The 8610-nt window shown below is 67.4% G+C and carries 1 protein-coding gene; it reads left to right on the forward strand.

Translation table 11 applies throughout. The features are described 5' to 3' along the window. Window positions 1-8610 (forward strand): amino acid adenylation domain-containing protein (locus tag PF66_RS30655; protein ID WP_241494484.1); only part of this gene is annotated, 8610 nt, incomplete at both ends.

The following is an 8610-nucleotide window of genomic DNA, read 5'->3' on the forward strand; positions in this document are numbered from 1 at the left end:
CGGTGGTCACCGCCCGCGAGGATGTGCCGGGCGACAAGCGCCTGGTCGCTTATTACACCCTGGCCGAGGGGCATGCCTCGGTCGAGATCGACAGCCTGCGCCGCCACCTGCAGGAAAAACTGCCGGAGTACATGGTCCCGGCCGTCTACGTCGCCCTGGAAAAACTGCCGCTGACGCCGAATGGCAAGCTCGACCGCAAGGCCCTGCCGGTGCCGGACCTCGATGCCGTGACCAGCCGTGGCTACGTGGCCCCCGAAGGGGAGATCGAAATCGCCCTGGCCCATATCTGGCAGGAGTTGCTCGGCCTGTCCCAGGTCGGCCGGCATGACCGGTTCTTCGAACTGGGTGGTCATTCGTTGCTGGCCATGCGCCTGATTTCGCAGATTCGCCAGCAACTGGGGGTCGAACTGGGTCTGGCCGAGCTGTTTGCCCAGGCCGAACTGGCGGACCTGGCCCAGGTGATCGCCCAGGCCGGGCGCAGCACCTTGCCGGAAATCGTGCCGGTGGCCCGCGACCAGGCCTGGCCGTTGTCCTTCGCCCAGCAGCGCCTGTGGTTCCTGGCGCAGATGGAGGGCGCCAGCGCCGCCTACCATATGCCCGGTGGCCTGAGCCTGCGCGGCGTGCTCGACCGTACGGCCCTGCAACGGGCCCTGGAGCGCATCGTCGCGCGTCACGAAGGCCTGCGCACCACTTTCATCCTGGGCGACGACGAACAGCCGCTGCAACGGATCGCCCCGGCAGACGCCGGCTTCAGCCTGCAACTGCACGATCTGCAGGGCCTGGCGGATGTCGACGCCAGACTGCAGGCGCTCGCCAGCGAGGAAGCCCTGCAAGCCTTCGACCTGGAACAGGGGCCGCTGATTCGCGGCCGCCTGATCCGCCTGGCCGAGGATCATCACGTTCTACTGGTGACCCTGCACCATATCGTCTCCGACGGCTGGTCGATGAATGTACTGACCCGCGAGCTGGCCTCGCTCTACGCCGCGTTCAGCCAGGGCCAGGAAGATCCGCTGGCGCCGTTGCCGCTGCACTACCTGGATTACGCGGTGTGGCAGCGTCGCTGGCTCAGCGGCGAGCGGCTGGAACAGCAAACCCGGTACTGGCAACAGGCCCTGGCCGATGCCCCGGCGCTGTTGATGCTGCCTACCGACCGGGTCCGTCCGGCCCAGCAGGACTATGCCGGTGCCGCGCTGCCGGTGGTCCTCGACGAACAGCTGACCCGCGGCCTCAAGGCCCTCGGCCAGCGGCACGGCACCACCTTGTACATGACGGTGATGGCCGCCTGGGCCGCTCTGCTCGGCCGTCTGGCCGGGCAGGAGGAAGTGGTGATCGGTTCGCCGGTGGCCAACCGTACCCGCAGTGAAGTCGAAGGGCTGATCGGCCTGTTCGTCAACACCCTGGCGATCCGCGTCGACCTCGGCGCGCAGCCGACCGCCGAGGCCTTGCTGGCCCGGGTCAAGACCACCACCCTGGGCGCCCAAATGCACCAGGACCTGCCGTTCGAGCAGGTGGTGGAAGTGGTCAAGCCGGTGCGCAGCCTGTCCCACAGCCCGATCTTCCAGGCGATGCTGAGCTGGCAGGACATGGGCGGTAGCGACCTGGCCCTCGGCGACCTGCGCCTGGAAGGCCTGGACGCGGGGCATACCCTGGCCAAGTTCGATCTCTCGCTGGACCTGGGCGAAGTCCAGGGCCGCCTGCTCGGTTCGCTGGAATATGCCACCGCGCTGTTCGATGAAGGCACCATGCGGCGTTACCTGGGCTACTTCCAGCGCCTGCTGGAGGCCATGGTCGCCGATGACCGGCAGGTGCTGGAACGGGTGCCATTGCTCGATGACGCCGAGCGTGAACAGTTGCTGCGGGCCCTCAATGCCACCGAAGTGCCGTATCCGAGCCACAGCACGATTCACCAGTTGTTCGAGGAGAGGGTGCAGGCGCAACCGCAGGCCATCGCGGTGGCCTTCCAGGATCAGCGTTTGAGTTATGCCGAACTGAACCGCGAAGCCAACCGCCTGGCCCATCGACTGATCGGCCTGGGCGTCGGTCCGGACGACCGGGTGGCGATCTGCGTCGAGCGCGGGGTGGAAATGATGGTCGGCCTGCTCGGCGTGCTCAAGGCCGGTGCGGCCTATGTGCCGCTGGACCCGGCCTATCCGGCCGAACGCCTGGCCTACATGATCGAGGACAGTACGCCGTCGGTCCTGTTGACCCAGCGTGCATTGCAGGAACGCCTGCCGGCACTGGAACTGACGCGGTTGCTGCTCAACGCCGACCAGCGCGAGGCTTTCAGCGAGCGCGACGACAACCCGGTGGTCCCGGATCTGGGCGTACGCAACCTGGCCTACGTGATCTACACCTCCGGCTCCACCGGCAATCCGAAGGGGGTGATGATCGAACACCGCGGGCTGGTCAACTACAGCGTCGATGCCGCGCGCCTGTTCGGCCTGACCCCGGCGGACACCGTGCTGCAGCAGAACACGCTGAACTTCGACCTGTCGGTGGAGGAGATCTTTCCGGCCCTGTTGGCTGGCGCCACCCTGGCGCCAAGCCGGGAGATCTTTGGCAGCGAGGGGACGCAGGACTACGGCATCCGTCCGACCTTCCTGCACATGACCGCCGCCCACTGGCACACCCTGGCCGCCGAATGGCACAGCCAGCCGCAACTGGCCGCGCGCTGCCTGGCCGATGTCCGGCTGATCAACGTCACCGGCGATGCGCTGTCGGCGCAGAAACTCAAGCTCTGGGATGAAGTGCGCCCGGCGCATACCCGGCTGATCAACACCTACGGTCCGACCGAGGCCACGGTGTCCTGCACCGCGGCCTACGTCAGCCATGATGCCGAGGCCGGCAGCGAGGGCAGCGGCAACGCCACCATCGGCAAGCCGATGGCCAACACCCGGATCTACCTGCTCGATGCCCATCAGCAGCCGGTGCCGTACGGTGTGGCCGGCGAGATCTTCATCGGTGGCGATGGCGTGGCACGCGGCTACCTGAACCTCGAACAGGTCAACGCCGAGCGCTTCCTGGTCGATCCGTTCAGCGACCAGCCTGATGCGCGCATGTACAAGACCGGCGACCTGGCCCGCTACATGGCCGACGGCCGTATCGAGTACCTGGGGCGTAACGACTTCCAGGTCAAGGTCCGCGGTTTCCGCATCGAACTGGGCGAAATCGAGTTGCGCCTGGGCAACTGCGCCGGGGTCAAGGAAGCGGTGGTGATCGCCCGGGAAGACAACCCCGGCGAGAAGCGTCTGGTGGCTTATGTGGTCGCGCAACCCGAGGCAAGCCTGGACGCCGCCAGCCTGCGCGCGGAACTGGCGCCGCAACTGGCCGAGTACATGCTGCCAAGCGCCTTCGTGCTGCTCGACGCGTTGCCGCTGACCCCGAACCGCAAGCTCGACCGCAAGGCCCTGCCGGCCCCGGCGGAGGAGGCTTTTGCCAGCCGTGAGCAGGTCGCCCCGCAAGGCACTGTCGAAACGGTCCTGGCACAGATCTGGCAGGACCTGCTCAACCTGGAACAGGTGGGGCGTCACGACCACTTCTTCGAGCGGGGTGGCCACTCGCTGCTGGCCATGCGCCTGATTTCCCAGGTGCGTCGACGCCTGGGCGTCGAACTGAACCTGGCGGACATCTTTGCCCAGCCGGAACTGGCGGCACTGGCCGAGGTGCTGGCGCACGCCGCCGGCAGCAGCCAGCCGCCGATCGTGCCGGTGTCGCGCGAGCAGGCCCTGCCGTTGTCGTTCGCCCAGCAGCGCCTGTGGTTCCTTGCGCAACTGGACGGTGGCAGCGCGGCGTATCACATCCCGGCCGGGCTGCGTTTGCGTGGCAGCCTGGACCGTGTTGCGCTCAAGCAGGCGCTGGATCGTATCGTCGCCCGCCACGAAGCGTTGCGCACCACCTTTATCCAGTTGCCGGGGCAACAGCCGGAGCAACGCATCGCCCCGGCCGACATCGGTTTCAACCTGCAATGGCAGGTGCTGACCGGGCAGGCCCAGGCGGAAGAAGAGCTGCGGTCCATCACCGCGCAAGAGGCTCGCGAGCCCTTCGATCTGGTGAACGGGCCGCTGGTGCGTGGGCGGCTGGTGCGCATGGCGGATGACGACCATGTGTTGCTGGTGACCCTGCACCATATCGTTTCCGACGGCTGGTCCGCCGGCGTCCTGACCCGTGAGCTGGGCACGCTCTACGAGGCTTTCCGCCAGGGCGCGGAAGATCCGTTGCCGGCCTTGCCGGTGCAATACGCCGACTATGCGCTGTGGCAGCGTCGCTGGCTGGAGGGTGAAGTCCTGCAACGGCAGGGGCAGTACTGGCAGCAGGCCCTGGCCGGGGCGCCGGTTCTTCTGACCCTGCCGAGCGACCGGCCACGGCCGGCACAGCAGGACTACAGCGGGCATACGGTGGGCCTGGCCCTCGACGCCGAGCTGACCCGCGACCTCAAGGCGCTGAGCCAGCGCCAGGGCAGTACCCTGTTCATGACGGTGATGGCCGCCTGGGCCGCAGTGCTCAGCCGCCTGTCCGGCCAGGACGACGTGGTGATCGGTACGCCGGCGGCCAACCGCCAGCAGGCCGAGGTGGAGGACCTGATCGGGTTCTTCGTCAATACCCTGGCGATCCGTGTCGACCTCTCGAGCGCACCGAGCGTCGAGAGCCTGTTGCAACAGGTCAAGCAGCAGACCCTGGCCGCCCAGGCGAACCAGGACCTGCCGTTCGAGCAGGTGGTGGAGGTGGTCCGGCCGCAACGCAGCCTGGCCCACAGCCCGATCTTCCAGGCGATGTTGTCCTGGCAGAACACCGAGGATGTCGATCTGGCGCTGGGTGACATGGCCCTGCAGGGCATCGGGGTGACCAGCAGCACGGCCAAGTTCGACGTGCTGCTGGACATGACCGAAGTGGGCGACCGCCTGTTCGGTACCCTGGAGTACGCCACGGCATTGTTCGACGAAGCGAGCATGCAGCGCTGCCTGGGTTACCTGGAAGCCATGCTGCGCGGCATGGCGGCCGATGAACGGGCGCTGGTCGGCGAGATCGCCTTGCTCGACGAGGCGCAGCGCCAGGAACTGCTGGACGGTTTCAACGCCACGGCGGTCGACTATCCGCAAGACCTGACCCTGCACGGGCTGTTCGAGGCACGGGTCGCCGACTGCGGTGAAACGATCGCGGTGGTGGACGAGCAGGGCAGCCTGAGCTACGACGCGCTCAATCGCCAGGCCAACCGTATCGCCCACCGCCTGATCGGCCTGGGCATCGGCCCGGACGACCGGGTAGCGATCTGTGTCGAACGCAGCCAGGCGATGGTCGCGGGGCTGCTGGGGATTCTCAAGGCCGGTGCCGCCTATGTGCCGCTGGATCCGGACTACCCGATCGATCGCCTGACCTACATGCTCGGCAACTGCGCGCCGGCAGTGATCCTCACCCAGGAGTCGCTGCGGTCGGTGTTGCCACCGAGTGACGTCCCGGTCCTGTTGCTCGATCCGGCCCAGGCCGAGCATGAGGGGTTGCTGGCCCAGCCAGACCATAACCCGCTACGCGCGGACGTTCGTCCCGAGCACCTGGCCTATGTGATCTACACCTCCGGCTCCACCGGCCAGCCGAAAGGCGTGATGAACGAACACCGCGCGGTGGTCAACCGCCTGCTGTGGATGCAGGACGAATACGGCCTGGACGCCTCGGATCGGGTGCTGCAGAAGACCCCGTTCAGCTTCGACGTGTCGGTCTGGGAGTTCTTCTGGCCGCTGTTCAACGGTGCGCGGCTGGTGATGGCACGCCCCGGCGGCCATCGCGACCCGGCCTACCTGCGGCAGGTGATTGGCGAGCAGGGCATCACCACCTTGCACTTCGTACCGTCGATGCTCGACCTGTTCCTGGCCCACGGCCAGACGCAGCAGAGCGCTCTGCGGCGGGTCATGTGCAGCGGCGAGGCACTGCCAGGGCACCTGGTGCGGCGCTTCAAGCAGCAGTTGCCGCAAGTCGGCCTGTTCAACCTCTATGGGCCGACCGAAGCGGCGGTGGACGTGACCGCCTGGGATTGCGCCGGACCGCTGGAGCAGACCCCGGACAACACGCCGATCGGCAAGCCGGTGGCCAACACCCGGATCTACCTGCTCGACGCGTACCGTCAGCCGGTGCCGCGAGGCGTGGCCGGGGAGCTGTACATTGCTGGCGTGCAGGTGGCGCGTGGCTATCTGAACCGTCCTGAACTGAGCGCCGAGCGGTTCCTCGACGATCCGTTCGGCAACGGACGCCTGTATCGCACCGGCGATCTGGCCCGCTATCTACCGGACGGCAACATCGAGTACCTGGGCCGCAACGACGACCAGGTGAAGATCCGTGGCTTCCGTATCGAGCTGGGGGAAATCGAAGCGCGCCTGGCCGCTTGCGCCGGGGTCAAGGAAAGCGTGGTGCTGGCACGGGAAGACAACCCCGGCGAGAAACGCCTGGTGGCCTATGTCACGGCGCAACAGCCGGAAACCGTCCTGGCGGTCGAAGCGCTGCGTGGTCATCTGCAGGCCGTGTTGCCGGAATACATGGTGCCGGCGGCCTATGTGCAGCTCGATGCGTTGCCGCTGACCCCCAATGGCAAGCTGGACCGCAAGGCCCTGCCGGCCCCGGACGCTGGCGCGCTGATCAGCCGTGAGTATGAGGCCCCGCAAGGCGAAACCGAAAACCTGCTGGCGCAACTCTGGGCCGAACTGCTCAAGGTTGAGCGCGTCGGGCGGCATGACCACTTCTTCGAGTTGGGCGGCCATTCGCTGCTGGCGGTAACGCTGATCGAACGCATGCGCCAGATCGGCCTGAGCGCGGACGTGCGGGTGCTGTTCGGCCAGCCGACCCTGTCGGCCCTGGCGGCGGCGGTGGGTGGCAACACGGAAGTCGTGGTGCCGGCCAACCGGATCGCGGCCGGCTGCGAGCGCATCACGCCGGACCTGTTGCCCCTGGTTGACCTGACTCAGGAGCAGATCGACCGGGTGGTGGCGAGCGTGCCGGGCGGTGCGGCGAACGTGCAGGATATCTACCCGCTGGCGCCCTTGCAGGAGGGGATTCTCTATCACCACCTGGCGGCGGAGCAGGGCGATCTCTATCTCCAGCAGGCGCTGTTCCACCTGCGGGACCGCGAGCGGCTGTCGGCCTTTTTCGACGCCCTGCAGGGGGTGATCGGTCGTCATGACATCCTGCGTACCGCCGTATTCTGGGAAGGCCTGGACGAGCCGGTGCAGGTGGTCCTGCGTCAGGCACCGCTGGTGCTGGAGGAGTTGCCGCTGGCTGCGCAGGACGGCGATATCGACGAGCAATTGCGCAAGCATTTCGACCCGCTGCACTACCGCCTCGATGTGCGCCAGGCACCCTTGCTGCGCCTGGCCTGTGCCTACGACGCCAGCCGGCAGCACTGGGTGGCCGTGCTGCTGTTCCATCACATGGCTCTCGACCATACCGCGCTGGAAGTGGTGCAGCACGAGATGCAGGCCTATCTGCTGGGGCAGCAGGCGCAGTTGGGCTCGCCAGTACCGTTCCGCAACTATGTGGCCCAGGCGCGTCTGGGCGGCAGCCAGGCCGACCACGAAGCCTTCTTCCGCGAGATGCTGGGCGATGTCACCGAGCCGACCCTGCCGTTCGGCCTGCAGGAGGTACAGGATGGCAGCGCCATCGAGCAGGCCCGCCGGGTGGTCGACCAGGCCTTGAGCCAGCGTCTGCGCCAGTGCGCCCGTCATCTGGGCGTCACTGTAGCCAGCCTGCATCACCTGGCCTGGGCCAGGGTGGTCGGCGGGGTCAGCGGTCGCGAGGACGTGGTGTTCGGTACCGTGCTGATGGGCCGGATGCAGGGCGGCGAGGGTGCCGATCGCGCGTTGGGGATGTTCATCAACACCTTGCCGCTGCGCATCGAGGTCAATGCCCGTGATGTCCGGGCGGGCGTCCGGGCGACCCATGACCGCCTGACGGACCTGCTCGCTCACGAGCACGCGTCCCTGGCCCTGGCCCAGCGTTGCAGCGGTGTGGCCGCGGCGACGCCGCTGTTCAGCGCGTTGCTCAACTACCGGCATAGCGCCGTGCAGGCCGACAGTCAGGCGCTGTCGGCGTGGAACGGGATCGAGGGGCTGGGCGGCGAGGAGTGGAGCAACTATCCGCTGACGCTGTCGGTGGATGATCTGGGTGAAGATTTCGTCCTGAGCGTCGCGGCCCTGGAGGGCATCGGTGCGCAGCGGGTCTGCGACTACATGCACACGGCCCTGGTCAATCTGGCGGCGGCCCTGGAGCAGGCGCCCCAGACGCCGTTGGCTGAACTTACGATCCTGCCCGATGCCGAGCGCGAGCAACTGCTGGTGAGCTTCAACGCCAGCCATCGCGACTACCCACGGACACAGACCGTGCACGGGCTGTTCGAGGCCCAGGTCCGTGCCCGCCCCGAGGCGTGCGCGGCGATCCACGACGGCGTGGCGTTGACTTATGCCGAACTCAACGCCCAAGCCAACCGCCTGGCCCGGCACCTGAGTGGCCTCGGCGTGCAGCCGGGCGACAGCGTGGCGATCCTGCTGGCGCGCAGCCATGACCTGCTGGTCAGCCAGTTGGCGGCGCTCAAGTGCGCGGCGGTCTATGTGCCGCTGGACATCAATGCACCGC

It is taken from the genome of Pseudomonas asplenii (assembly GCF_001293465.1).
GTDB lineage: Bacteria > Pseudomonadota > Gammaproteobacteria > Pseudomonadales > Pseudomonadaceae > Aquipseudomonas > Aquipseudomonas fuscovaginae_B.